A 25,203-nucleotide genomic window follows, 5' to 3' on the forward strand; every position below is an offset into this window, starting at 1 on the left:
GCCGCGCTACAGCGCTTCCTTGCGCGTGAGGTGGGTGAACGCCAGCCACCCGGGCAGCACCGGCAGCCACAGGGTCAGCAGCCGGAACAGCAGCACCGCGGGGGCGGCGACCTCCTTGGGGAGTCCGACGGCGATCAGGCCGATGGTCAGGCTCGCCTCCACCGCGCCCACACCGCCGGGGGTCGGCGCCGCCGAGCCGAGCGCGTTGCCCGCGAGGAAGACCACGGCGACGCTGGCCAGGCTGATCGAGGTCGTCTCGTCGCCGAACGCCCGGATCGAGGCGTCCAGGCACATCACGAAGCAGGCGGTCAGCAGCAGCATGCCGCCGATGCCGGTGACCAGCTTCTGCGGCCGCTGCAGCACGTCGAGCATGCGCGGCACGACCCCCGCGAAGAGCGACCGCACGCGCGTGACGACGAATTTCCGCAGGAACGGCACCGAGGTCACCACGAGCACCAGCACCGCCACCGTCAGCAGACCGGCGATGACCGTCCGGGACGGCGACAGCGACGGCGTCTTCTCGGTACCGGTGAGGTAGCCGAAGGCGAGCAGCATGAGGATGTGGCAGCCCAGCCCGAACAGCTGCGAGGCGCCCACGCTCGCCACCGCGAGCCCCGGCCGCACCCCCGCGCGCTGCAGGAACCGCGTGTTCAGGGCGACGCCGCCGACCGCCGCCGGGGCGACGATCTTCACGAACGACCCGGCGACCTGCGCCGCCACGGTCCGCAGGAACGGCACCCGCTCGGGCACGAACCCCAGCAGGGCCATCGCCGCCGCGAAGTAGCTGGCCGCCGAGAACAGCACGGCCGCGGCCACCCAGCCCCACTCGGCGTTCGCGATGAGCGGCCCGAACTCGATGTGGGTGAGCTGCGTCAGCAGGAAGTAGGCGCCGATGGCACCGGCGATGAAACTGAGCAGGGTGCGCGGCCGGACCCGCTCCAGGCGGGCCGGCTCGACCGGGGCCTGCGGCCGGATGCGCAGCACCTCGTGCCGGATCTGGGTGAGCAGGTCCTCCTCGCGCGCCTCCTCCAGCGCCTCGTCGATGGCCCGCTTCTCGGCCCGCTGCTCCGCGCGGACGGCCTTCTTGTCCGGCTTGTCGGGCTCCGGCCCGGCGTCACCGCCCTCCGCCAGGCGGGCCTGCTTGGCCTGCCGGGAGGCCTCCAGGACGGCCTCGCGCTCGCGCTGCGCCCGCTCCCGGGCGAGTCTGCGCAGGGTCGCGCGCGTGGAGCGGCTGAGCGCGATGGGCTGGAGCATCGGCAGGCAGTCCGCCACGGCGTCGGGGCCGAGCACGCTCACCGCCGAGGCCACCGCGCGTTCGGCGCCCACCCGCAGGCCCAGCGTGACCAGCAGCTGGGAGATGTCCATGCGCAGCAGCAGGTCGCCCGCCGCGATCTCGCCGACGCGCAGGTCGGTGAGGATCACCGTGCCGGAACGATCCACCAGAATGGCGTCGCCGACCAGCCGGCGGTGCGCGATGCGCCGCGACTGCAGGGCCCTGACCTGGTGCCAGGTGTCGCTCAGCAGCCCGTCGGTGATCTCCTCGTCGTCCAGCGAGTCCAGGGTGCGCCCGCCGCTGTGCTCGTAGACGAGCATCACGGCGTCGGGGCCGAGCTCGGAGGTGGCGATCAGCTTGGGGGCGTTGGCGCCGGCCGCGATGGCCGCGTACGCCAGCAGCGCCTCCTGCTCCAGGGCCTGGCGCAGCGACTGGAGGCTGCTGCGGGTGGCGAAGCCGCGCAGGGTCAGGTTGCGCCACGCGCGGTAGAAGAACCCCTGGGCCTGCTGCTCCCGGTCGACCACCGTGACGTCCAGCGGCGGACCGTCCTCCAGGGTGACGAAGTAGCGCCGGCCGCGGTCGCCGGTCTCCAGAGTGTCCGACGCCTCCTCGCGGGACGCGCTCACCGGGCGGAAGCCGACCCTGCGCAGGCCCGCCATCAGCGTCTGCCCGGTGGGGCGGACATTGGGCGAGCCGACCGCGTACAGCGTGCCGTAGGCCACGGTCCAGCCGATCAGCACGGTCAGGATGATCGAGAACGGGGTGGTGTACCCGGTGACGAGCATCGAGAAGGCGTCGAGCATCAGCACGACCCACAGGACCGCGCGCCAGCGGGGCCGGCGCGACATGCCGACGGCGGTCATGTACGCGATGACAGGGGCCAGGTAGCCGTGCACCGGATCGGTCAGCGCCTGGATGTCGCCGGGGGAGGGCTGGGTGAGCGCCTCCTGGATCGAGTCGGGGGCGGCCCTGGCGACCCACAGGTCGGTGGCCAGGGTCACACCGTGCGCGAGGACCGCCGCGAGCACGCCGTCGGCGATCCGCAGCCCGTCCCGTTTGATCAGGCGTTCGATGGCGAAGGCGACGGGCACCAGCAGGATCGCGATGCTGGAGGCCAGGCCCGCGATCTTGATGAGCAGGTCGGGGGCCTGACCGGTCCCCTTGTTGATGTCCTGTTCCAGGCCCGAGGTGGTGCCGTGCGCGAACGCGGCGATCGCGAGCAGCACGACCACGGCGAGCACGCCCACCAGGAGGCGCATCAGGTCGGAGGGCCGGTGCACGCGCGCGGGGAGCAGCGGCTCGTCGCCCTCGACCTCGTCGACGTGGGCCGTGTCCGCGTCGTCGGGGCCGCCGGTGCCGGCGTCCCCGGGGGGCCTCTTCCCGGTCGCCCCCTTGCCGGCGTCCCCGGTCTCGGCGTCCGGGCCCGGGGCGTCCGGGCGCGACGAAGCGTCAGAGGGGCCCTCCGTGTCCCCGGGGTGCGCACCCTGCTGCTTCATCGTCTCTTCTTGGTCTCGTATCACCGGTCACCGCCCGCACGATGGTGGCATGCCGCACCGACACACGGGGGCATCAGGGTGCACATGCGGGGGCGGACAGTCTGCCCGAAGCGTCGCTTTCGGGCGAGGGGCGACCACCGTCGCGAGCGCGTCGCGTTGTCGGTGGGGTGGGGCAGGATGGGGCGGATGAGCGAGCAGAGCCTTCCCCGGGACGCCCGCGCGGAGCACGCGGACGCCCTGCCCGAGTACGCCGAGCGCGTCCTGGAGGTCGCCGACCTGATCCCGGCCGGCCGCGTCATGACGTACGGCGACGTGGCCGAATGGCTGGGGGAGGGCGGGCCCCGCCAGGTGGGCCGCGTGATGGCCCTGTACGGGGGAGCGGTGCCGTGGTGGCGCGTGGTGCGGGCCGACGGCGTCCTGCTGCCGGGCCACGAACTGCGGGCGCTCGGCCACTACCGCGAGGAGGGCACGCCCCTGAGGGACGCGGGCAGGGCCACCGAGGGACACCTGCCGCGCATCGACATGAGGCGGGCGCGCTGGGACGGCGGCGAACGCGCGGACGGTCACACCTGACAGCTTCCGCCATCTGGCGGCCCGCCGTGTGACCCGTGATCCGATCGGGGGAAGAGGAGCACGTCCGTGGCATGACGTACGTTCGAAAGGCGAGGGGCACACGTGCCGGATGTGCCGACCGTGCCGGGAGGGAAGAAGGGGAACCCCTGCTTCCGCCCTCTCCGTCGGCGTAGCGTCGGCCGCGCGTGCCCCCCTCACCCCCCGGCCACCGCCGTCCGCACGCGGTGGCGCACCGACCAGCACACCCTCCAGGACCGGCGAACCACGTGAGCTCCTCCTTCTCCACGAGTGACCTGTCGCACACCCGTGCGCGACGGGGGAACCACGGCGCTTACCGACTGGTTCGTACCCCGCCGCCCCGGACGGACCCCCCTCGTCTGGACGCCGCACAGCGCTCCGTGGTTGACCACCGCACCGGACCACTGCTCGTTCTCGCGGGTCCCGGCACCGGCAAGACCACCACCCTGGTCGAGTCGGTGGCCGAGCGCATCGCCCGGGGCGGGGACCCCGAGCGCATCCTGGTGCTGACCTTCAGCCGCAAGGCCGCCGTCGAGCTGCGGGACCGCATGGCGCTGCGCATAGGAGCGGCGCGCGCCCCCCAGGCGACGACGTTCCACTCGTTCAGCTACGCCCTGGTCCGCGCCCACCAGGACAGCGCCCTGTTCACGGAGCCCCTGCGGCTGCTCTCCGGCCCCGAGCAGGACGTCACCGTCCGGGAGCTGCTCGCGGGCCAGGTGGATCTGGAGCGGCTCGGTCTCGCGCACGTGCGCTGGCCGGACGACCTGCGCGCCTGCCTGACCACCCGCGGCTTCGCCGACGAGGTCCGCGCGGTCCTCGCCCGCAGCCGCGAACTGGGTCTCGGCCCCGAGGCCCTGGACGCCTTCGCCCACCGCATCGGCCGCCCCGACTGGCGGGCCGCGGCCGCCTTCCTCGCCGAGTACCTCGACGTGCTCGACCTGCAGGGCGTGCTGGACTACGCCGAGCTCGTCCACCGCGCCGTCCTCCTCGCCCGCCGCCCCGAGACCGCCGCGCAGCTCGCGGCCCGGTACGACGCCGTCTACGTGGACGAGTACCAGGACACCGACCCGGCCCAGGTCAGGCTCCTGCGCGCCCTCGCGGGCGGGGGCCGCACCCTCGTCGCGTTCGGGGACCCCGACCAGTCGATCTACGCGTTCCGCGGCGCGGACGTGAACGGCATCCTGGAGTTCCCGTACGCCTTCCCGCGCGCGGACGGCCGCCCCGCGCCCGTCGAGGTCCTGCGCACGTCCCGCCGCTCCGGGGCCGCCCTGCTCGCCGCCACCCGGCTGCTGACCCGGCGCATGCCGCTGCCCCGCCTGCCCGCCGAGAAGGTCCGGGCCCACCGCGAGCTCGCCCCGGTCCGGGAGGGGGGCCGGGTGGAGGTGTACACGTACCCGACGGCCGGCACGGAGCTGGACAACATCGCCGACATCCTGCGCCGCGCCCACCTGGAGGACGGCGTCCCGTGGGGCGAGATGGCCGTCCTGGTGCGCGCGGGCGCCCGCACCATCCCGGCGGTCCGCCGCGCGCTCACCTCGGCCGGTGTCCCCCTGGACGTCGACGGCGACGACCTGCCGCTGCGCCACGAGCCGGCGGTGGCGCCGCTGCTGACGGCCCTGCGGGCGGTGGCCGGGGCGGAGGCGGGCCCGGAGCCCGGGCAGCCGCCGCGCGGAGACGGGGCACCCGGTGAAGAGGCGCCCGGCGGTGAGGCGTCCGGTGACGCGGTGCCTGGTCATGCAGCACCTGGCGGTGAGGCGTCCGGTGACGTGGCACCTGACCATGAAGCACGTGACCATGAAGCACCTGGTGACGACGCACTCGGTGACGCGGCACGGGGCGAAGAGCCGGCCGGTGATGAGGCAGCCGGTGACGCGGCAGCCGGTGACGCGGCACCCGGCGACCGGGCGTCCGGACAGGACGGCTGCTGGCTCGACACCGAAACCGCTCTGACCCTGCTCACCTCCCCGCTCGCCGGCATGGACACCGCCGACCTGCGCCGCCTCGGCAGGGCCCTGCGCGAGGAGGAGCGGGCCGCGGGCAACCCGCTGCCGCCCCCCTCGGACGACCTGCTCGCACGGGCGCTGGCCGAGCCGGAGCGCCTGACCGTCCACGACCCGGCGTACGCGCGGGGCGCCCAGCGGCTGGGCGCCCTGCTGCGCAAGGCCCGCGAGCGTCTGGCCGGCGGCGGGACGGCCGAGGAGGCGCTGTGGGACCTGTGGGAGGGCACGCCGTGGCCCGCCCGGCTGGAGCGGGCCGCCCGGCGCGGCGGCGCGGCCGGCCGCAACGCCGACCGCGACCTGGACGCCGTGTGCGCGCTGTTCGCCACCGCCGCACGCGCGGAGGAGCGCTCCGGCGGCCGGGGCGCGCTGAACTTCCTGGAGGAGATCGAGGCGGAGGACATCGCCGCCGACACCCTCACCCGGCGCGCCGTGCGGCCCGACGCTGTGCGCCTGATGACCGCCCACCGCTCCAAGGGCCTGGAGTGGCGCCTCGTCGTCGTGGCGGGCGTCCAGGAGGGCCTGTGGCCGGACCTGCGCCGCCGCGGCTCCCTGCTGGAGGCCGACCGCATCGGCCGCGACGGACTCGCCGAGCCGCTCACCCCGGGAGCCCTGCTCGCCGAGGAGCGCCGCCTGTTCTACGTCGCCGCCACGCGCGCGCGCGAGCGCCTCGTCGTCACGGCCGTGAAGGCACCCGCCGACGACGGCGACCAGCCCTCCCGGTTCCTGACCGAGCTCGGCGTCGAACCCCGGGACGTCACGGGCCGCCCGCGCCGCCCGCTGTCCGTCGCGGCGCTCGTCGCCGAGCTGCGCGCCACGACCGTCGACCCGCGCGTGTCCGAGGCCCTCCGCCGGGCCGCCGCCCGCCGCCTGGCCCGGCTCGCCGCGCTCGCCGACGACGACGGCCGCCCCCTGGTGCCGTCCGCCCACCCCTACCGCTGGTGGGGCATGTTCGAACCGACCGAGTCCAGGGTGCCGCTGCGCGACCGCGACCAGCCCGTCGTCCTCTCCGGCAGCGCCCTCGACCAGCTCGCCAACACCTGCGCCCTGCAGTGGTTCCTGGGCCGCGAGGTGAAGGCCGACGCGCCCGCCACCGCCGCCCAGGGCTTCGGCAACGTGGTGCACGTCCTCGCCGACGAGGTCGCCTCCGGGCACACCCCGGCCGACCTCGCCGTCCTCATGGAGCGGCTCGACTCCGTGTGGAACGCGCTGGCCTTCGACGCCCCGTGGAAGTCGGCGCAGGAGAAGGAGCACGCGCGCGTGGCGCTCGAACGCTTCCTGAAGTGGCACGTCATGGACCGCGCCGGGCGCAGGCCGGTGGCCAGCGAGCACGACTTCGACGTCACCCTCGGAGCGGGCGACTACGAGGTGCGCATCCGGGGCCAGATGGACCGCGTCGAGGCGGACGGCGACGGCCGTGCCTACGTCGTCGACTTCAAGACCGGCAAGCAGGCGCCCACCGCCGCCGAGGTGGCCCGCCACCCGCAGCTCGCCGTCTACCAGCTCGCCGTCCGCGAGGGCGCCCTCGACGAGGTGTTCGACGGACAGCGCCCCGAGCCCGGCGGCGCCGAACTGGTCCAGCTGCGCCAGGGCGCCGCCAGGCGCGACGGCGGCGAGACGCTGCCCAAGGTGCAGGCCCAGGACGCCCTGCGCGGGGAGGCGGGGGAGTGGGTCGGCGAGCTGCTGGCCACCGCCGCCGGCAAGGTCCTCGACGAGCGGTTCACCCCGACCGCCGGGCAGCACTGCGCGCACTGCGCGTTCCGGGCGTCGTGCAGCGCGCGGCCGGAGGGGCGGCACGTCGTGGAGTGACCGGGCGGCGCGGGCAGGGCGGAACGGCATGCACCGGCACCACCGGAGTGACGTACCGCACCTCCCGTGCTGACCTGCGCTTCCGCACTCCCGCCGGGCCGATCGGGCACCGGCTGTCGGTGACCGCCGCTAGCCTCTCTGGGTGCCCTCCCGTATCACCGATCCCGACCAGCTCAAGGAGCTCCTCGGCATCCCGTTCACCCCGGAGCAGACGGCCTGCATCACCGCGCCGCCCGCCCCGCAGGTGATCGTGGCCGGGGCCGGCTCGGGCAAGACGACGGTGATGGCGGCACGCGTGGTGTGGCTGGTCGGCACCGGCCAGGTCGCCCCGGAGCAGGTGCTCGGCCTCACCTTCACCAACAAGGCCGCCGGGGAACTCGCCGAACGGGTCCGCAAGGCGCTGGTCAAGGCCGGCGTCACCGACCCGGACGTGATCGACCCGGACAACCCGCCGGGCGAGCCGGTGATCTCCACGTACCACTCCTTCGCGGGCCGCCTGCTGACCGACCACGGCCTGCGCCTCGGCCTGGAGCCGACGTCCCGTCTGCTCGCCGACGCCACCCGCTACCAGCTCGCCGCGCGCGTGCTGCGCGAAGCCCCCGGACCCTACCCGGCACTCACCCGCTCCTTCGCGGACCTGGTCGGCGACCTCCTGGCCCTCGACGCCGAGCTGGCCGAGCACCTCGTGGACCCCCGGGAGCTGCGCGCCTGGGACGCCGAGCTGCTGCGCGGCCTGGAGGGCGTCAAGCTCGGCAACGCCGACCTGCGCAAGGTCCCCGAGGCGGCGGCCGCCCGGCGGGAACTCGCCGACCTGGTGATCCGCTACCGGGCCGCCAAGCGCGAACGCGACCTGCTCGACTTCGGCGACCAGATCGCCCTCTCGGCGCGGCTGGCCGCGATCCCGGAGGTGGGCCGCGTCCTGCGCGAGGAGTTCCGCGTCGTCCTCCTCGACGAGTACCAGGACACCTCGGTCGCCCAGCGCGTCCTGCTGGCCGGCCTGTTCGGCGGCGGCACCGGCCACCCCGTGACCGCCGTCGGCGACCCCTGCCAGGCGATCTACGGCTGGCGCGGCGCCTCCGTCGCCAACCTCGACGACTTCCCCGAGCACTTCGCGCGCGCCGACGGCCGCCCCGCCGCCCGCCAGGCGCTCAGCGAGAACCGCCGCAGCGGCGGCCGCATCCTCGACCTCGCCAACGGCCTCGCCGAGCCCCTGCGCGCCCTGCACGCGGGCGTGGAGGCCCTGCGCCCGGCCCCCGGCGCCGAACGCGACGGCCTGGTCCGCTGCGCCCTGCTGCGCACCCACGCCGAGGAGATCGAGTGGATCGCCGACTCCCTGGCCCACCTGGTGCGCACCGGCACGCCGCCCGGGGAGATCGCCGTCCTGTGCCGGACGGCCACCGACTTCGCCGAGATCCAGGGCGCGCTGGTGGCCCGCGACCTCCCCGTCGAGGTGGTCGGCCTCTCCGGGCTGCTGCACCTGCCCGAGATCGCCGACCTGGTCGCCGTCTGCGAGGTCCTCCAGGACCCCGGCGCCAACGCCTCCCTGGTGCGGCTGCTGACCGGTCCCCGCTGGCGCATCGGCCCGCGCGACCTCGCCCTGCTGGGGCGGCGGGCCCGGCTGCTGGTGTCCCACGCGCGCGCGGACGGCGACGACGACCCCGACCGCCGGCTCGCCGAGGCCGTCGAAGGGGTCGACCCGTCCGAGGTGATCTCGCTCGCCGACGCCCTCGACACCTTCCTCGAAACCCCGCTGGACGGGCGCGGGGACGACGACGGGCTGCCCTTCTCGCCGGACGCGCGCGTGCGCTTCGCGCGCCTGGCGGCCGAGCTGCGCGACCTGCGCCGCTCCCTGTCCGACCCGCTGATGGACGTCCTGCACCGCGTCCTGGCCGTCACCGGCCTGGAGGTCGAGCTGTCGGCGTCCCCGCACGCCCTGGCCGCCCGCCGCCGCGAGACCCTGTCGAACTTCCTGGACATCGCCGCCTCCTTCGCCGCCGGCGACAACGAGGCGACCCTCCTCGCCTTCCTCGGCTTCCTGCGCACCGCCGCCCAGTACGAGAAGGGCCTCGACAACGCCCTGCCCGGCGGCGAGAACACCGTCAAGGTGCTCACCGCGCACAAGTCCAAGGGCCTGGAGTGGGACGTCGTCGCCGTCCCCGGCCTGGTCACCGGCACCTTCCCCAGCACCCGGGGCCGTGAGAAGTGGACCGCGCAGGGCAAGGTGCTGCCGCACGCGCTGCGCGGCGACGCCGACACCCTGCCCGACGTCGACGCCTGGGACTCCCGCGGCCTGAAGGCCTTCCAGGAGGCGATGAAGGAGCACCAGCACACCGAGGAGCTCCGCCTCGGCTACGTCACCTTCACCCGCCCCCGCTCCCTGCTCCTGGGCTCCGGCCACTGGTGGGGTCCCGCCCAGAAGAGGCCGCGCGGACCGTCCGCGTTCCTCCAGGCGCTGTACGAGCACTGCGCGGCCGGGCACGGCGAGATCGAGGTGTGGGCGGACGAGCCCGCCGAGGACGAGGAGAACCCCGCCCTGCACCGGGCGACCGCCGACCAGGTGTGGCCCCTGCCCCTGGACGGGACGGCCCTCGCCCGGCGCCGGGCGGCCGCGGACACCGTCCTCGCCCACCTGGAGAGGCTCGCCGCCCACCAGGACGGCCGCCCCGCCGCCGCACACGACCCCGGCAGCCACGACGACCCCGACTGGCCCCCGCCACCGGACGACGAAGCCGGCTACGGGCCCGGCCACGGGCCCGGCTACGAGGAAGCCGGTCCCCCCTTCCCGGACGAGCCCTTCCCGGGGGACGAGGCCTACCCGGCGGACGAGCCCTTCCCGGAGGACGATCCGTTCCCGCCGGACGAGCTGTTCCCGGCCGATGCCCCGTCGCCGATGTCACCGATGCCGCCGACGGCCGATCCGGACGACCCGGACGACCGGGAGTCGTGGCCGGCCGGCCGCCCGGCCGGTCCGGCGACCGCTCCCGGGTCCGGCCACCCGGCCGACCGCCCGGCCCGCCGCCCGACCGTGCCCCACCAGGCGCCGCCCCCGGAGCCGGCCGGGCACCCCCTCGGGCGCGAGGGCGCCCGCCCCCACCCCGCGGAGCCGGAACCCCTCACCCCCGAGGAAGCCCGCGTCGTCGCCTCCTGGGACCGCGACCTCGACGCCCTCACCGGCGAGCTGCTGCGCGCCCGCGCGAGCGTCACCGAGGTCCCCCTGCCCGCCTCGCTCACGGCGTCCCAGCTGCTGCGGCTGGCCGCCGACCCGGACGGCCTCGCGCAGGAGCTGGCCCGCCCGATGCCCCGCCCGCCGCAGCCCGCGGCCCGCCGGGGCACCCGCTTCCACGCCTGGGTCGAGGCCCGTTTCGAGGAACTCACCCTGCCCATGCTGGAACCGGAGGAGCTGCCCGGCAGCGAGGCCGAGATCGCCGACGAACGCGACCTGCAGGCCCTCAAGGACGCCTTCGAACGCTCCGCGTACGCCCACCGCACGCCCTACCGCGTGGAGGCCCCCTTCCAGCTCGCGATCGCCGGCCGCGTCGTACGGGGCCGGATCGACGCCGTCTACAAGGAGGGCGACGGCGAGCAGGCGACGTACGAGATCGTCGACTGGAAGACGGGCCGCGGCCGCACCGCCGACCCGCTCCAGCTCGCGGTGTACCGGCTCGCCTGGGCCGAGCAGCAGGGGGTCCCCCTGGAGTCGGTCGGCGCCGCCTTCCTGTACGTGCGCAGCGGCGAGGTCGTCCGGCCGGACGACCTGCCGGACCGCGCGGCACTGGAGCGGCTGCTGCTGGCGGAACACCCCGCCGACGGCCCGCACGCGCCCGCTCGCGCACCGCGCGGTCCGTCCGGTGACGCACCGCGCGATCCGTCCGGTGACGAACCGCACGATCGGGACGTCACGGCGGGCCGATAGGCTCATGAGCATGAGCCAGCCCGTTGACAGTGCCGTCAGCGCCGTCCGTACGTACATAGCGCAGCACCGCGCCGCCTTCCTCGACGACCTCGCACAATGGCTGCGCATCCCGTCGGTGTCGGCCCAGCCCGAGCACGCCGGCGACGTCCGGCGCAGCGCCGAGTGGCTCGCGGACCGGCTGACGCGGACCGGATTCCCGGTCGTCGAGGTCTGGGAGACGCCCGGCGCCCCGGCCGTCTTCGCCGAGTGGCCCTGCGCCGACCCCGGGGCGCCCACGGTCCTCGTCTACGGCCACCACGACGTGCAGCCCGCCGCCCGCGAGGACGGCTGGGACAGCGACCCCTTCGAACCCGTCGTCCGCGGGAACCGCCTCTACGCGCGCGGGGCGGCCGACGACAAGGGCCAGGTGTTCTTCCACACCCTCGGCGTCCGCGCCCACCTGGCCGCCACCGGCCGCACCGCCCCGGCCGTCCACCTGAAGTTCCTCGTCGAGGGCGAGGAGGAGTCCGGCTCCCCGCACTTCCGGGCGCTCGCCGAGCAGCACGCCGACCGGCTCGCCGCCGACGCCGTGATCGTCTCCGACACCGGCATGTGGTCCGAGGACACCCCCACCGTCTGCACCGGCATGCGCGGCCTCGCCGAGTGCGAGATCCGGTTGTACGGCCCCGACCAGGACATCCACTCCGGCTCCTTCGGCGGCGCGGTCCCCAACCCGGCCACGGCCGCCGCCCGCCTGGTCGCCGCCCTGCACGACGAGCACGCGCGCGTGGCCGTCCCCGGCTTCTACGACGGCGTCGTCGAACTCACCGACCGCGAGCGGGCCCTCTTCGCCGAGCTGCCCTTCGACGAGCGGCAGTGGCTGCGCACGGCCAGGTCGCACGCGGTGCACGGCGAGGCCGGCTTCACCACCCTGGAGCGGATCTGGGCCCGCCCCACCGCCGAGGTCAACGGCATCGGGGGCGGCTACCAGGGCCCCGGAAGCAAGACCGTCGTCCCGTCCTCCGCCGTGGTGAAGCTCTCCTTCCGGCTGGTGGCCGGCCAGGACCCCGACCACGTGGAGAAGGCCGTGCGCGCCTGGGCCGAGGCGCAGGTGCCCGCCGGGATCCGCTGCGAGATCGCCTTCGGCTCGGCCACGCGCCCGTGTCTGACCCCGCTGGACCACCCCGCCCTGCGGTCCGTCGTACGGGCCATGGAGCGGGCGTTCGGGACGCCCGTCCGCTTCACCCGCGAGGGCGGCTCCGGACCGGCCGCGGACCTGCAGGACGTCCTCGGCGCACCCGTGCTCTTCCTCGGCATCTCCGTCCCGTCCGACGGCTGGCACGCCCCGAACGAGAAGGTCGAGCTGGACCTGCTCCTCAAGGGCGTCGAGACCACCGCCTACCTGTGGGGCGACCTCGCCGAGCACTGGAGCGCGGTGCCGGACCCCGCCGAGCGGCGGCGCGATGCGCCCTGACCGCCCCGCGCGCTCCGGACCGCGAGCCCGCGCGGGGCACACTGGAAGAGCCGCCCCGCACCGCCGAGCTTCGCCGGACCCGGTCGCCTCCCGCCGCACGTCCCGCTGAACCGCCCGCCGCCACCGACCGTTCCACCGGGGGAGTTGGAAGCACCCGTGACCACCTGGACCGACCACACCGCCGACCGTCCCATCTCGCTCACCGCCCCGAGCGGCATCGACCGGGCCGCGCACCACCGGCTCGACGAGGCCTGGCTCGCGGCGGCGTGGAGCCACCCCTCGACGCGCTGTTTCGTGGTGTCCGGAGGCCAGGTCCTCATCGACGAGACCCCGGACGGGCGCACCGAGCTCGTCATGACCCCCTCCTTCGAGGCGCCGCTCACCGAGGCGCACCGGTACTTCCTCGGCATCGACGAGGACGGCGTCAGCTACTTCGCCCTGCAGAAGGACGCCCTGCCCGGCCGCATGGACGACTCCGCCCGCCCGGCGGGCCTGCGCGAGGCCGGCCTGCTGCTGTCGCCGCGGGACATCGGCCTGATGGTGCACGCGGTCGGCCTGGAGAACTGGCAGCGCACCCACCGCTTCTGCTCCCGCTGCGGCGAGCGCACGGTCATCGCCGCGGCCGGCCACATCCGCCGCTGCCAGGCCTGCGGCGCCGAGCACTACCCGCGCACCGACCCGGCCGTGATCATGGCCGTCACCGACGACGACGACCGCATCCTGCTCGGCCGCCAGGTGCACTGGCCCGAGGGCCGCTTCTCGACGCTCGCCGGTTTCGTCGAGCCCGGCGAGTCCATCGAGCAGTCGGTGCGCCGCGAGGTCCACGAGGAGGTCGGCATCACCGTCGGCCAGGTCGAGTACGTCGCCAGCCAGCCCTGGCCCTTCCCCTCCAGCCTCATGCTGGGCTTCATGGCCCGTGCCACCTCGACGGAGATCGACGTCGACGGGGACGAGATCCACGAGGCCCGCTGGTTCTCCCGCGACGAGCTCGGCGCCGCCTTCGAGTCCGGCGAGGTCCTCCCGCCGTACGGCATCTCGATCGCGGCCCGCCTGATCGAGCTCTGGTACGGCAAGCCCCTGCCGACCAGAAGCACCTTCTGACACGGAGCCGGACCCCTCGGACCGGCCCGCCTGGTGATCACCCGTGGCCTCGCCCACCGGCCGGCAGCCGTACCGCCGGCCCGTCGGCGGCGGCCCGGGACACCGGCCGAGGACATGACGAAGGCCCCCGCCCAACGGAGCCGGGCAGGGGCCTCGCGTCGCGCGCCGCGGCGGTCAGACGCCGAGCGCCTGCTTCACCTGGGCGAGGCTCGGGTTCGTCATCACGACCTCGGTGCCGCCGTTGGAGGGGATCACCTGGACCGTGGGGACCGTCTGGTTCCCGCCGTTGGCCTTCTCCACGAACGCCGCGGACTCCGGGTCCTGCTCGATGTTGATCTCGGTGTACGCAATGCCCTCGCGGTCCAGCTGGCTCTTCAGCCGACGGCAGTAGCCGCACCACGTCGTGCTGTACATCGTCACAGTGCCCGGCATGTCTCTCGTGCTCCTTCGGCGGCTCGGAAAAGTGTGCTCGCACCCGGGGGAACGTACTTGAAACCGCCAGCATTCCCGGCCGCGCCGCCCGACCACATGACGCCCGCCGCATCAGTACGACGAGCCGCATCAGTACGACGATCAGACCCTGCCTGTGGACAACCGGCTCACCCGTCTCCGGCGACCTGGCAGCATGGCCGTGTGACAGCAGCAACGCACTCCCCGCTCTTCCCGCAGGTACCGGACTCGGCCGACGCGGTGCTCGACGGGCTGGACCCCGAGCAGCGCGAGGTGGCCACCGCCCTGCACGGACCGGTGTGCGTGCTGGCGGGCGCCGGTACCGGCAAGACCCGGGCCATCACCCACCGCATCGCCTACGGGGTGCGCGCCGGCATCCTCCCGCCCTCCAGCGTGCTCGCCGTCACCTTCACCGCCCGCGCCGCCGGCGAGATGCGCGGCCGGCTGCGCCAGCTCGGCGCCGCCGGTGTCCAGGCCCGCACCTTCCACTCGGCGGCCCTGCGCCAGCTCCAGTACTTCTGGCCGAAGGCGATCGGCGGCTCCCTGCCCCGGATCGTCGACCGCAAGATCCAGCTCGTCGCCGACGCGGCGGCGGCCTGCCGCATCCGTCTCGACCGGGGCGAGCTGCGGGACGTCACCGCCGAGATCGAATGGTCCAAGGTCACCCAGACCGTCCCCGCGGACTACGCGCCGGCCGCCGCCAAGGCCGGCCGCGAAGTCCCCCGCGACCCCGCCGAGATCGCCCAGCTCTACTCCGCCTACGAGGACCTCAAGCGCGAGCGCGGTGTCATCGACTTCGAGGACGTCCTGCTGCTGACGGTGGCCATCCTCCAGGACCGGCAGGACATCGCCGAGCAGGTCCGCGCCCAGTACCAGCACTTCGTCGTCGACGAGTACCAGGACGTCAGCCCCCTGCAGCAGCGGCTGCTGGAGCTGTGGCTCGGCGACCGCGACACCCTGTGCGTGGTCGGCGACGCCAGCCAGACGATCTACTCGTTCACCGGGGCGACCCCCGACCACCTGCTGGACTTCCGCCTCCGCCACCCCGGTGCCACCGTGGTCAAGCTGGTCCGCGACTACCGCTCCACCCCCCAGATCGTCCACCTCGCCAACGGCCTGCTCGCCCAGGCCCGGGGCCGCGCCGCCGACCACCGCCTGGAGCTGGTCTCCCAGCGGCCCGCCGGCCCCGAGCCCGTCTTCACCGAGTACACCGACGAGCCCGCCGAGGCCGAGGGCGCCGCCCGCCGCATCCGCGAGCTCATCGACGCCGGAGTCCCGGCCGGCGAGATCGCCGTCCTGTTCCGGACCAACGCCCAGTCCGAGACCTACGAGCAGGCCCTCGCGGACGCGGGCGTCCCCTACCAGCTGCGCGGCGCCGAGCGCTTCTTCGACCGTCCCGAAGTGCGCAAGGCCGGCATCGCCCTGCGCGGCGCGGCCCGCTTCGGCGGCAACGACTCCCTCCTCGACGACGCCGTCGACCTGCCCTCCCAGGTGCGCGCCGTGCTGTCGGGGGAGGGCTGGACCCCGCAGCCCCCGGCGGGCTCCGGCGCCGTGCGCGAACGCTGGGAGTCCCTGGCCGCCCTGGTCAACCTCGCCCAGGACTTCGCCGCCGCCAGACCGGGCGCCACCCTCGCCGACCTCGTCGCCGAACTCGACGAACGGGCAGGCGCCCAGCACCCCCCGACCGTCCAGGGCGTCACCCTCGCCTCCCTGCACTCGGCCAAGGGACTGGAGTGGGACGTCGTCTTCCTGGTCGGCGTCGCCGAGGGCATGATGCCGATCACCTACGCGAAGACCGACGAGCACATCGAGGAAGAGCGCCGTCTCCTCTATGTCGGCGTCACCCGCGCGCGCCGGCACCTCCACCTCTCCTGGGCGCTCTCCCGCTCGCCCGGCGGCCGCCCCAACCGCCGCCCCAGCCGCTTCCTGGACGGACTGCGCCCCGGCACGGCCACCACCACCGGGCGCACCACCGCGGGCGGCACGGGCGGCATCGAGCGCGGCTTCACCGGAACCGGGGCGACCGCCCCGCGACGGAAGCAGCGCACCCCCGCCCGGTGCCGGGTCTGCGGACGCACCCTGACGGACGCGGGCGAGATGAAGCTGATGCGCTGTGAAGACTGCCCCTCCGACATGGACGAAGGGCTCTACGAGCGGCTGCGCGAGTGGCGCGCCGAGCAGGCCCGGCGCAGCGGCCAGCCCGCATTCTGCGTCTTCACGGACAAGACCCTGATGGCCATCGCCGAGGCCGCCCCCGACGACGCGCACGAGCTCGCCCGGATCCCCGGCGTCGGCATGCGCAAGTACCACCGCTACGGGGCCGACGTTCTGGCCATCTGCGCAGGCCAACCCGTCGCGGTGGAGGGCGGGGAAGAGTGATCCCAACTCGTCGGAAAAATAGTTTGCGCATGCCCCAGCAATCCCCATAGGTTCTTAGGCACGAGAGCAGCGGCCTTCTCGGAGGCCCTGATTCCGTGTTGTACTTGCATTTCCGCCGGACTGGCTCACCCCAGTCCCCCGAGACGCCGAGAGGAGGCGAGTCCAGTGATCAGCATCAACACCAGCTCCATCAGCTCCGTGAAAATGACCGATCCCTCGGCCGTCTCCGTGTGCATGCTCGGCGTTTCGAACCCGGGCACCGGTCTGTCCGGCATCCGTGCCGCCCGGCCGGCGTCCTCCGTTGCTCCCGCGGGCCTTCCCGTCCGTGAGCGCGATGAGCGACCGACCAAGGCACTGGAAGCGGCAGTAGCGGCACAGGCGCAGGCCTATGCCTTTACGGCGACCGGTGCCGGATTCCGGAAGCAGACGACGCAGCACCACCTGATGTGGGCCTTCCGTGGGCCAGAACCCTGGAGTGATCCAGCCTGATCGTCGATCAGGCCGGCGCCTTCAGGGCCGCGGAACCCCATCCGGGATCCGCGGCCCTTCTGTTTTCCCCGAACGGGGAGAGCGGACCGAAGGGGCCTCGGGACAAGAAAAGACCCCGGTACCAAGCCGCCCCCGGCCAACCGGCCGGAACGACCAGACGAGGAAGACCAACCGTGCAACTCGAAGCGCACGCCCCGTCCGTACCGCCTTCGGAAACGATCCCCAAGCCCGGCCCCACGGAGGACTCCACCTTGACTCCGCTCACTGCGCTCACCGCGCTCGACGACGCCATCGAGAACCTCGGCGTGCCCGTCCCCTGCCGTTCCAACGACCCGGAGGTCTTCTTCGCGGAGTCGCCGGCGGACGTCGAGTACGCCAAGTCCCTCTGCCGCACCTGCCCGCTGATCGAGGCCTGCCTCGCCGGCGCCAAGGAGCGGCGCGAGCCCTGGGGCGTCTGGGGTGGCGAGCTGTTCGTCCAGGGCGTCGTCGTCGCCCGCAAGCGGCCGCGTGGCCGCCCGCGCAAGAACCCGGTCACAGCATGAACACCGCAGGAACGATCGACCGCCCCCTCACGCACGACCCCCAGAAGCAGGCCCCGATGAAGCCGTCCACTCACGAGCCCGCAGGCTCCGCGACCGAAGACTTCACGACCAGTGGCGCGAACGACTCGCGTCAGAACAGGACCCGAGAGATGCAACTCATCCCAGAAGCCCTGGCTCGTGCGCATATGAACGAGCGACTGCAGGAGGCGGAGCAGGAACGCCAGGCCGTGCGCCTGGCCTCCGCCCGCCGGATGCAGCGCCGGGCGGAGCGCGCCTCACGGCGTGCCCGCAGGGCGCTCGCCATGGCGGTCATGCAGTAACCGTCCCACCTGAAGCGGTGGTCTCCCGGACGGGAGGCGAAGCTCTCCCCGGCGGGGGCCGGTCCGTACCGAACGGACCGGCCCCCGCCGGGCGTTGCACCCGCCGACGCGCCGGTCACGGCGCTACCGTCGCCGGATGACGAGCCTTCCCAGGGACCGCGGGGGCCGCGGGGACAGTGACGACGGCGGCTCCGACGCGGAGTCCGGGCCGCTCGTGTGCGCCCGCTGCGGCGCCCGGGCCGAACCGCCACAGCTCACCTGGACCGTCTCCGTGGAGGACGGCACGCGCCGCCACTTCTGCGCGACCTGCTCCCGCGAGAACCTCCGGGCGATCGAGGGGCGCCTGGACTCGGCGTGGTGGTGAGACCGGCGACCGGCAGCGGAGCTGATCACGCCTCCGCGGCCGGCTCCTCCTCCACCTCTTCCTCCGGCACGAACCCCGGCAGCCACTCCTCCAGTTCGTCGCGTAGCCGGACCGTCGCGCTCAGCTGGCACAGCACCCCGATCGTGCTCAGGGTCACCCGGTGGATCAGCAGGTACGCCGGGGGCAGGTTGAGCTGTTTGCCCAGCTGATAGGCGGGGGAGCGGATGTCGGCGATGCGGGCCGCCTGGCCGCGCATCCAGCCGCGGGTGAAGGTGAACGCGTCGACCTGCGCCGGTTCGATGATCGGCAGCAGGTAGTCGAGGACGGCGTCGGGGTCCAGCTCTATGGACTCCTTGACGAACCCCTCCGCACGGAGGAGGTCGTAGACGGCCTCCGCCTCGCCGGTGAGGGCCATCCGCAGGGATTCGCCGATGGTGGCGGGCAGACCGCCCGGCAGGCGGTCGACCGTGCCGAAGTCCAGGACGCCCAGACGCCAGTCGTCCTCGCCCTCGGGGCCGCCGGGCAGCAGCCGGAAGTTCCCCGGGTGCGGGTCGGCGTGCAGCAGGCCGGTGCGGGCCGGGCCGGAGAAGAGGAAGCGGGCCAGGAGCTGACCGGCCCGGTCACGCTGTTCCTGCGTGCCCCGGGAGATGACCTCCGACAGCGGGACCCCGTCGATCCACTCGGTGATCAGCACCTGGTCGCACTGGTGCACCACGTCCGGCACCACGACGTCCGGGTCGCCGGCGAACTCCTCGGCGTGGGCCCGCTGCGCTTGGGCCTCCAGGGAGTAGTCCAGCTCCTCCGAGACGCGGTCCTTGAGCTCCGTGATCAGCGGCTTGATGTCCATGCCGGGGATCAGCGGACCCAGCAGGCGGGCGAAGCGGCTCAACTGGTTCAGGTCGGACAGCAGGGCCTCGCCGGCGCCCGGGTACTGGACCTTCACGGCCACCTCGCGGCCGTCGTGCCACACTCCCCGGTGCACCTGGCCGATCGAGGCGGCCGCGGCGGGCTTGTCCTCGAACTCCAGGAACAGCCCTTGCCAGTCCGTGCCGAGCCGCTCCTCCAGCACCGTGTGCACGGTGCGCGTCGGCATGGGCGGTGCCGCGTCCTGGAGCTTCGTCAGCGCGGCACGGTAGGGGCCGGCGACCTCCTCGGGCAGCGCGGACTCGAAGACGGACAGCGCCTGGCCGAACTTCATCGCGCCGCCCTTGAGCTCACCGAGCACCTTGAACAGCTGCTCGGCCGTCCGCTGCTGCAGCTCACGGCCGACGAGCTCGGCGGACTCGCCCACGATCCGCTTGCCGAGCCCCCACGTCGCCCGGCCGGCGAAGCCGAGCGGGAGCGCGGCGAGCTTGGCGGTACGGGTGACCGCCTTCCGGGGAAGATCAGACATGCGCCCTCCAAGTCCCAGCCGACCGCTTCGCGTCTGCCTGCCGGCACCGTCGCTCCGACGGTCGTTGCACCGCCATTGTCGCGTGCGACCCCCCGTCCTCGGAGGTGTGTTCCGCCTTACCTTCCTCCGCGGCCCCGCACGGGCACGCGGGGTGCGGCCACACCGGCCGGGCGTGCCAGTGGAGGCCGGGAAGCGAGACTTCCCAGCGTGCGCCGGAACTCGACGGTGTCCGGCCGTCCAGGAAGGCGAGCGCGTGGGCGGCGGCCAGTCCGGCCACCGTAGTGGCCAGTGTCACGTCGCACGGCGGTTCCCGGCGCTGCTTTCCGGAGCGCCACTGTGCCACCAGGCGCGGCCAGGTCGGGTCCCGGTCGGTGCGGTGCTCCTGGAGACAGCCCGCGCAGCCCGTCTCGCCCGGCAGGACGAGGGGGCCGACCACGCCGGTCGCCTCCACCACACCGGCGTACAGATGAGGAGTGCCGGAGGACAGGAGGGGTTCCGCGGCGGACGGGTCGGGGGCGTGCACGGCGACGTCGTCCCGCGGGGCGAGGACCACCAGGGAGAAGCCCGGGTCGCTCGCGCCGACCCGCGCTCCGGCGTCACGGCGCGGCGGCCGGTCCGGGGCCGCCCGGCGCGCGGCGCGGCGGGCCGCTTCGTCCCTGCGGTCGCCGACCGCCTCCGCGGGCAGGCCGCCCGGGGCGACGTCCCACGGTTCGACCCGGCCGACGTCGCGCACGTCGACCTCGCCCACCCCCGCCCCGGCCAGCAGCGCGGCCAGCACCGCGCCCACCCGGCCGGCGCCGCGCACCTGCACGCGCAGGGAGCGGCGGGCGGCCAGGGTCCTGGCCGCGTCACCCGGTCCGGACGCGGTCAGCGACAGCGAGGCCAGGTCGGGGCGCAGCCGGTCCAGGACCTCCTTGTTCTTCCGCAGGGCGTCGGCGTCCGGCCCGCCGCCCCGGGCGTCGTCCAGGAGGCCGGCCCGCGCCAGTCTGCGCACCAGCCCGTCGACATGGCCGTCGGGCAGGTCCAGACGGCGTCCCTGCTCGCGCAGGAGCTCCAGTCCGCGCGTGCCGTCGAGCAGGTCGAGGAAGCTGCCTGTGGCGGTGTCCACCGGGCCGAGCGTCATCGCGTGCGCCGGAGTCATACCGAACTGCACCGTGTTGAGGTCGCGCCAGCCGCGCCGGAGCGCGGGCTTCACCATCGGATGCACGACAGGCCCCCGTTCGTCCTTGTTCATCCCCGTCCGCCGGTGAGCCCGGTCACGGCTCCGCCGGCGCTGCCAGCATGCCCGCATCCGCGGCCGGCCGCCGGAAGTTGTCCACAGGCGGGCGGATTCGTCGTACGAATCCGGTGCGGTGGGACGACCGGCACCAGAGCCTTCCGGAGCCGGGACTTTGCCGTGTGCGGCCGACAGGGAATTCGCCGTGTGCGGCCGGCAGGACTTCGCCAGGTGCGGCCGGTAGGGACTTCGGCGTGTTCAGCCGGTAACGTCGGGGCGTGCCCGCCGACCCACTGCACCGCGCCGCGACGCCCCAGCGCAGCACGACGAGCCCGCCGCCGAGCGGCCCGGGGGCGAGCGCGATCGAGGTCCGCAGGAGCGCCCGCCGACGCAGGACGGTCTCCGCGTACCGCGAGGGCGACCGCACCGTCGTGCTCATCCCCGCCCGGATGTCCGAGGCGGAGGAGCAGCGCTGGGTGCGCGTCATGCTCGACAAACTGGCGGCCAAGGAGAGCAAACGCGCGCCCGGGGACGCCGAGCTGACCGAGCGCGCCGCGCGGCTGTCGGCCCAGTACCTCGACGGGCGCGCCCGCCCCGCCTCGGTCCGCTGGGTCACCAACCAGAACACCCGCTGGGGTTCGTGCACCCCGGCGGAGGGCAGCATCCGTCTGTCGCACCGGCTGCAGGGGATGCCCGAGTACGTCGTCGACTACGTCCTCCTCCACGAACTGGCGCACCTGCTCGTGCCCGGCCACGGCCCCCGCTTCTGGCGGCTGCTGGAGGCCTATCCGCGCACCGAGCGGGCCAGGGGCTACCTGGAGGGCGTGGTGGCCGCCGGGCGGCTGCCGCACCTTCCCGGCGAGCGGGGCGAGTGACCGCCTTCCCGCGCGGAGCAGCGGGCCGAGCAGCGGGCCGAGCAGTGGACCGAGCAGCGGATACGGCGGAGCACGGGTTCTGTACCGGCTCTGTACCGACGTCCTCCGGTGTCCGGATTTGCCGTTAGCCTGTCGCGACGCACTCGCATTCGGGATGGGGGACGGTCGTTACGCATGGCCAGGGAATTCCAACGCGGCCACAAGGCCAGGATCAGTGACCTCACCGCGGGCACGGATCTGTACGTAGGCGTGCAGATCTCCGGCCCGGGGATGACCTTCGACATCAGCTGCTTCGGTCTTGACGCCGACGAACGGCTCTCGGACGACCGCTACTTCGTGTTCTACAACCAGCCGAAGTCCCCGGAGGAGTCCATTCAGCTCCTGGGGGCGCAGGCGGGTGACACGGAGTCCTTCCGCGTGACGCTGGACCGGATCCCGCCGCAGATCCGGAAGCTGTCCTTCACGGCGACGATCGACGGCGCCGGGCAGATGTCGCAGATCTCCCCCGGATACCTCCGCATCGTCGCGGGCGGCGAGGAGGTGGCCCGCTACCCCTTCAACGGCTCGGAGTTCTCCACCGAGCGGGCCGTGATGCTGGGCGACTTCTACCTCAAGGACGTGTGGCGGTTCGCCGCGGTCGGGCAGGGCTTCGACGGCGGGCTCGACGCGCTGCTGAAGAACTTCGGCGGCGAGGTCGCCGAGGAGGAGGCGCCCGCCCCGCAGCAGCCCCAGGCCGGCGCCGCTCCCGGCTTCGCCCCGCCCGCCCAGGCCCCCGCCGCCCCGCCGGCGTTCGGCGCCCCCGGCACCCCGGCGCCCGTGCCGGCGCCCGCCCCCCAGCCCGCCGCCCAGGGCTTCGCACCCCCGCCGGGCGCCACCCCGCCCCCGCCCGGAGCCACTCCGCCCCCGGCGCCCGCGCCCGCCGTGCACGCCGCGCCGACCATCGTCGCGCCCCTGCACACCCCGCCCGGCGGAACCGTCCCGCCGCCCGCCCCGGCCCCGGCCGCGCCCTACGGCGGGCCGCAGGCCCCGTACGGAGCGCCCCCCGGCCAGACCGCCCCGCCGCCGCCCGGCTACGCCCAGCCGCAGGCGCCCCCGGCCCCGCACGCTCCCGCGCCCCCGCCCGGCTACGGCCAGACCCCGCCGCCCGGCTACGGCCAGCAGCCCACCCCGCCCCCGGGCTACGGCCAGCAGCCGCCGTTCGGCCAGGCCCCGGGCCAGCAGGCGCCCTACGGAGCACCCCAGGGCGCCGCACCGCAGGGCGCCGCACCGCAGGGCCCCGGGGTCGCCGCCGCCCTCCAGCAGTTCCGCGAGACGCCGACCGGGCAGCGCTGGACGCAGCAGAACAAGAAGATGGTCCGCGTCGACCTCGGCATCGGCGGCATCCCCGTCCTCGCCCGGCAGGGCAGCATGGTGCTGTACCAGGGCAAGGTCGACTTCAGCTACAAGGGCGCCGGGTTCGCCGGCCGGATCGTGGGCAATGCGACCGGCCAGGAGATGCAGCTGATGCGCTGCACGGGCCAGGGCCAGGTGTTCCTCGCCGAGAACTCCACGATGCTGCACCCGATCGAGCTCCAGGGCGACGCCGTGTGCGTCTCCGCGGAGAACGTCCTCGCCTTCGACGAGAGCCTCCAGTACGAGGTCCGCCGCATCGAGGGCCACGGCATCCCCGGCGGTGCGCTGTTCACGATGCAGTTCCAGGGGACCGGCACGATCGTCGTCAAGACGCACGGCACGCCCGTCGTCCTGCCCGTCACGCCCACCACCTTCGCCGACTGCAACGCCGTCGTCGCCTGGTCGGCCGCCGCCCAGGTGGTCGTCTCCAGCCAGGTGCGGATGCGCCGCAACGCCTATCCCGGCGACACCGGCGAGAGCGTGAACCTCCAGTTCCGGGGAGCCCCCGGCAACTTCATCGTCGTCCAGCCGTACGAGGTCTAGAGGGAGCCCGTCATGACCCAGCCACTCGCGGGCCACGCCCCCGCACCCGTCACCGCCCGCATGGAGAACCACGGCAACCACATGCTGAAGGTCGCCCTGCAGACCGGGCACGACCTCCTCGCGCGCGTGGGCTCGATGGTCGCCTACGAGGGCTTCATCCAGTACGAGCCCAACCCGCCCGCCGTGCGCCAGATCGCGCGTGACTGGGTCACCGGCGAGGGCGCGCCCCTGATGAAGTGCTCCGGCGACGGCCTGCTCTACCTCGCCGACTACGGCGCCAACGTCGTCGTCATCAACCTCAACGGCGACGGCATCTCCGTGAACGCCACCAACCTGCTCGCCTTCGACGCCCACCTGACGTGGGGCGTCGAGCGGGTGAAGGGCCTGGCGAAGTTCGCCGGGCAGGGCCTGTGGAACACCAGGATCTCCGGGCAGGGCTGGGTGGCGCTGACCTCCCGGGGCAAGCCCATCGTCGTCGACTGCGGCGGCGGCGAGGACGAGACGTACGTCGACCCGGACGCCCTGGTCGCCTGGTCCCCGAACCTCAAGGTGAAGGGCAAGCGCAGTTTCCGGGCGCAGTCGCTGATCGGCCGGGGCAGCGGCGAGGCCTACCAGATGGCCTTCTCCGGCCAGGGCATCGTCGTCGTCCAGCCCAGCGAGGACAGCACCGACCGCCTCCGGGTCCGGGGCTGAGGGGGAGCAACACACCATGCAGAGCCCGATTTTCGCCTACAACGAGCAGCAGACCCAGGAGCGCTGGAGCCTGCAGAACAAGCAGATGCTGCGCGTCGCCCTGGAGGGCCACGACGACATCCTCGCCCGCAAGGGCACCATGGTCGCCTACCAGGGGATGGTCGAGTTCGACGCCGAGTACCGGAGCAGCGACCAGGCACGCGCGCGTGCGCGCACCGGCGAGGGCCTGGACCTGATGCGCTGTCACGGCCAGGGCACGGTCTACCTCGCCAACCTCAAGCAGCACATCCACGTCATGGAGGTGGACCAGGACGGTCTCACCGTCGACAGCAGCTACGTGCTGGCGATGGACTCCTCCCTGCACCACGAGGTCATCGCCGTCGACAGCCTGTACGGCATCTCCGGCTCCGGGAAGTACCAGCTCAACATCACCGGCCGCGGCAAGGTCGCCCTGATGACCTCGGGCATGCCGCTGCTGATGCAGGTGACTCCGGACAAGTACGTCAACTGCGACGCCGACGCGATCGTCGCCTGGTCCACGGGCCTGCGGGTGCAGATGCAGGCCCAGACGCACTCCTCCGGGGTGTGGCGGCGCCGGGGCAACACCGGTGAGGGCTGGGAGCTCAGCTTCATGGGCACCGGCTTCGCGCTGGTCCAGCCCAGCGAGCTGCTGCCGCCGCAGAACGCCCAGATCGGCTCGGGCCTCGCCGCCCAGTACGGCATGGGACAGCAGGGCGTCCGGAACCAGAACCAGGGCAACGCCTGGAGCTGACCGGCCGCCGGCCACGGGCGAGGGGGGGCCCCCCCCGGGGGGGGCCCCCCCCCCGCCCCCCCGCACCCCCCCCCCCCCCCCCCGCGCGGCCCCCCCCCCCCCCCCCCCCCCCCCCCCCCCCCCCCCCCCCCCCCCCCCCCCC

18 protein-coding genes are annotated in these 25,203 nt (G+C 74.2%); 14 read left to right on the plus strand and 4 right to left on the minus strand.

All coding sequences use genetic code 11. The annotated features are described in order from the left end of the window. Positions 1-6: 6 nt before the first annotated feature. Entirely contained in the window at positions 7-2,769 is a 2,763-nt protein-coding gene (locus ACIF8T_RS20120) for a lysylphosphatidylglycerol synthase domain-containing protein (RefSeq protein WP_400036812.1), read from the minus strand. Between the two features lie 186 nt (positions 2,770-2,955). Between ACIF8T_RS20120 and ACIF8T_RS20125 the strand changes: the two genes are divergently transcribed. The 5 genes from ACIF8T_RS20125 to nudC all read left to right on the plus strand — a co-directional run bounded on the left by ACIF8T_RS20125 (position 2,956) and on the right by nudC (position 13,633). Further along, complete coding sequence (locus tag ACIF8T_RS20125; RefSeq protein WP_400036814.1) at positions 2,956-3,342, plus strand: MGMT family protein; 387 nt, start codon at positions 2,956-2,958, stop codon at positions 3,340-3,342. A gap of 266 nt (positions 3,343-3,608) precedes the next feature. Next, positions 3,609-7,166, plus strand: a complete 3,558-nt coding sequence (locus ACIF8T_RS20130) for an ATP-dependent helicase (RefSeq protein ID WP_400036816.1) — start codon at positions 3,609-3,611, stop codon at positions 7,164-7,166. A gap of 142 nt (positions 7,167-7,308) precedes the next feature. Continuing rightward, positions 7,309-11,079 (plus strand): UvrD-helicase domain-containing protein, encoded by a 3,771-nt coding sequence (locus ACIF8T_RS20135; protein ID WP_400036818.1) that lies wholly within the window; start codon positions 7,309-7,311, stop codon positions 11,077-11,079. A 4-nt stretch (positions 11,080-11,083) separates the two neighbouring features. Next, complete coding sequence (locus ACIF8T_RS20140) at positions 11,084-12,532, plus strand: dipeptidase (protein ID WP_400036820.1); 1,449 nt, start codon at positions 11,084-11,086, stop codon at positions 12,530-12,532. A 156-nt stretch (positions 12,533-12,688) separates the two neighbouring features. Then, positions 12,689-13,633, plus strand: coding sequence for an NAD(+) diphosphatase (gene nudC, locus ACIF8T_RS20145; RefSeq protein ID WP_400036822.1), 945 nt, complete (start codon positions 12,689-12,691; stop codon positions 13,631-13,633). 174 nt (positions 13,634-13,807) lie between these two features. Here nudC and ACIF8T_RS20150 read toward each other — a convergent pair whose 3' ends face one another. Then, a complete protein-coding gene (locus ACIF8T_RS20150) occupies positions 13,808-14,065 on the minus strand; it encodes a mycoredoxin (RefSeq protein ID WP_400036824.1) in 258 nt (85 codons plus the stop codon). Positions 14,066-14,161: 96 nt separating this feature from the next. On the opposite strand from ACIF8T_RS20150, the gene ACIF8T_RS20155 reads away from it, so the two are divergent. The 5 genes from ACIF8T_RS20155 to ACIF8T_RS20175 all read left to right on the plus strand — a co-directional run bounded on the left by ACIF8T_RS20155 (position 14,162) and on the right by ACIF8T_RS20175 (position 18,177). Next, entirely contained in the window at positions 14,162-16,462 is a 2,301-nt protein-coding gene (locus ACIF8T_RS20155) for an ATP-dependent DNA helicase UvrD2 (protein WP_400036976.1), read from the plus strand. 165 nt (positions 16,463-16,627) lie between these two features. Then, positions 16,628-16,951, plus strand: a complete 324-nt coding sequence (locus ACIF8T_RS20160; RefSeq protein ID WP_400036826.1) for a hypothetical protein — start codon at positions 16,628-16,630, stop codon at positions 16,949-16,951. Positions 16,952-17,124: 173 nt separating this feature from the next. Further along, positions 17,125-17,493 (plus strand): WhiB family transcriptional regulator, encoded by a 369-nt coding sequence (locus tag ACIF8T_RS20165; RefSeq protein ID WP_381021620.1) that lies wholly within the window; start codon positions 17,125-17,127, stop codon positions 17,491-17,493. Further along, positions 17,490-17,813 (plus strand): hypothetical protein, encoded by a 324-nt coding sequence (locus ACIF8T_RS20170; RefSeq protein WP_400036828.1) that lies wholly within the window; start codon positions 17,490-17,492, stop codon positions 17,811-17,813. The genes ACIF8T_RS20165 and ACIF8T_RS20170 overlap by 4 nt, the downstream gene beginning before the upstream one ends. Before the next feature lie 136 nt (positions 17,814-17,949). Then, complete coding sequence (locus ACIF8T_RS20175) at positions 17,950-18,177, plus strand: hypothetical protein (protein ID WP_400036830.1); 228 nt, start codon at positions 17,950-17,952, stop codon at positions 18,175-18,177. Positions 18,178-18,202: 25 nt separating this feature from the next. On the opposite strand, the gene ACIF8T_RS20180 is transcribed toward ACIF8T_RS20175, so the two are convergent. Continuing rightward, a complete protein-coding gene (locus ACIF8T_RS20180; protein WP_400036831.1) occupies positions 18,203-19,570 on the minus strand; it encodes an ABC1 kinase family protein in 1,368 nt (455 codons plus the stop codon). After that, entirely contained in the window at positions 19,563-20,777 is a 1,215-nt protein-coding gene (locus ACIF8T_RS20185) for a TOMM precursor leader peptide-binding protein (RefSeq protein WP_400036833.1), read from the minus strand. The genes ACIF8T_RS20180 and ACIF8T_RS20185 overlap by 8 nt, the downstream gene beginning before the upstream one ends. 287 nt (positions 20,778-21,064) lie before the next feature. Here ACIF8T_RS20185 and ACIF8T_RS20190 point away from each other — a divergent pair, with 287 nt between their 5' ends. The 4 genes from ACIF8T_RS20190 (at position 21,065) to ACIF8T_RS20205 (ending at position 25,061) form a co-directional block, all read left to right on the plus strand. Then, positions 21,065-21,661 carry a M48 family metallopeptidase gene (locus tag ACIF8T_RS20190; protein WP_400036835.1) on the plus strand — a complete coding sequence of 199 codons (597 nt, stop codon included), beginning with the start codon at positions 21,065-21,067 and terminating at the stop codon, positions 21,659-21,661. A 174-nt stretch (positions 21,662-21,835) separates the two neighbouring features. Then, entirely contained in the window at positions 21,836-23,596 is a 1,761-nt protein-coding gene (locus ACIF8T_RS20195) for a TerD family protein (RefSeq protein ID WP_400036837.1), read from the plus strand. A gap of 12 nt (positions 23,597-23,608) precedes the next feature. After that, entirely contained in the window at positions 23,609-24,289 is a 681-nt protein-coding gene (locus tag ACIF8T_RS20200; protein WP_400036839.1) for an AIM24 family protein, read from the plus strand. A 16-nt stretch (positions 24,290-24,305) separates the two neighbouring features. Next, positions 24,306-25,061, plus strand: coding sequence for an AIM24 family protein (locus tag ACIF8T_RS20205; RefSeq protein ID WP_400036841.1), 756 nt, complete (start codon positions 24,306-24,308; stop codon positions 25,059-25,061). The last annotated feature ends 142 nt before the right edge of the window (positions 25,062-25,203 follow it).

It is taken from the genome of Streptomyces sp. NPDC085946 (assembly GCF_044540485.1).
Taxonomy (GTDB): domain Bacteria; phylum Actinomycetota; class Actinomycetes; order Streptomycetales; family Streptomycetaceae; genus Streptomyces.

Coding starts and splice junctions, on each gene's coding strand:
- ACIF8T_RS20175 (WP_400036830.1), top strand. CDS start 17,950: ATGACGAGCCTTCCCAGGGACCGCGGGGGCCGCGGGGACAGTGACGAC.
- ACIF8T_RS20195 (WP_400036837.1), top strand. CDS start 21,836: ATGGCCAGGGAATTCCAACGCGGCCACAAGGCCAGGATCAGTGACCTC.
- ACIF8T_RS20140 (WP_400036820.1), top strand. CDS start 11,084: ATGAGCATGAGCCAGCCCGTTGACAGTGCCGTCAGCGCCGTCCGTACG.
- ACIF8T_RS20170 (WP_400036828.1), top strand. CDS start 17,490: ATGAACACCGCAGGAACGATCGACCGCCCCCTCACGCACGACCCCCAG.
- ACIF8T_RS20200 (WP_400036839.1), top strand. CDS start 23,609: ATGACCCAGCCACTCGCGGGCCACGCCCCCGCACCCGTCACCGCCCGC.
- ACIF8T_RS20125 (WP_400036814.1), top strand. CDS start 2,956: ATGAGCGAGCAGAGCCTTCCCCGGGACGCCCGCGCGGAGCACGCGGAC.
- ACIF8T_RS20205 (WP_400036841.1), top strand. CDS start 24,306: ATGCAGAGCCCGATTTTCGCCTACAACGAGCAGCAGACCCAGGAGCGC.
- ACIF8T_RS20180 (WP_400036831.1), bottom strand. CDS start 19,570: ATGTCTGATCTTCCCCGGAAGGCGGTCACCCGTACCGCCAAGCTCGCC.
- ACIF8T_RS20120 (WP_400036812.1), bottom strand. CDS start 2,769: ATGAAGCAGCAGGGTGCGCACCCCGGGGACACGGAGGGCCCCTCTGAC.
- ACIF8T_RS20150 (WP_400036824.1), bottom strand. CDS start 14,065: ATGCCGGGCACTGTGACGATGTACAGCACGACGTGGTGCGGCTACTGC.
- ACIF8T_RS20155 (WP_400036976.1), top strand. CDS start 14,162: ATGACGCCCGCCGCATCAGTACGACGAGCCGCATCAGTACGACGATCA.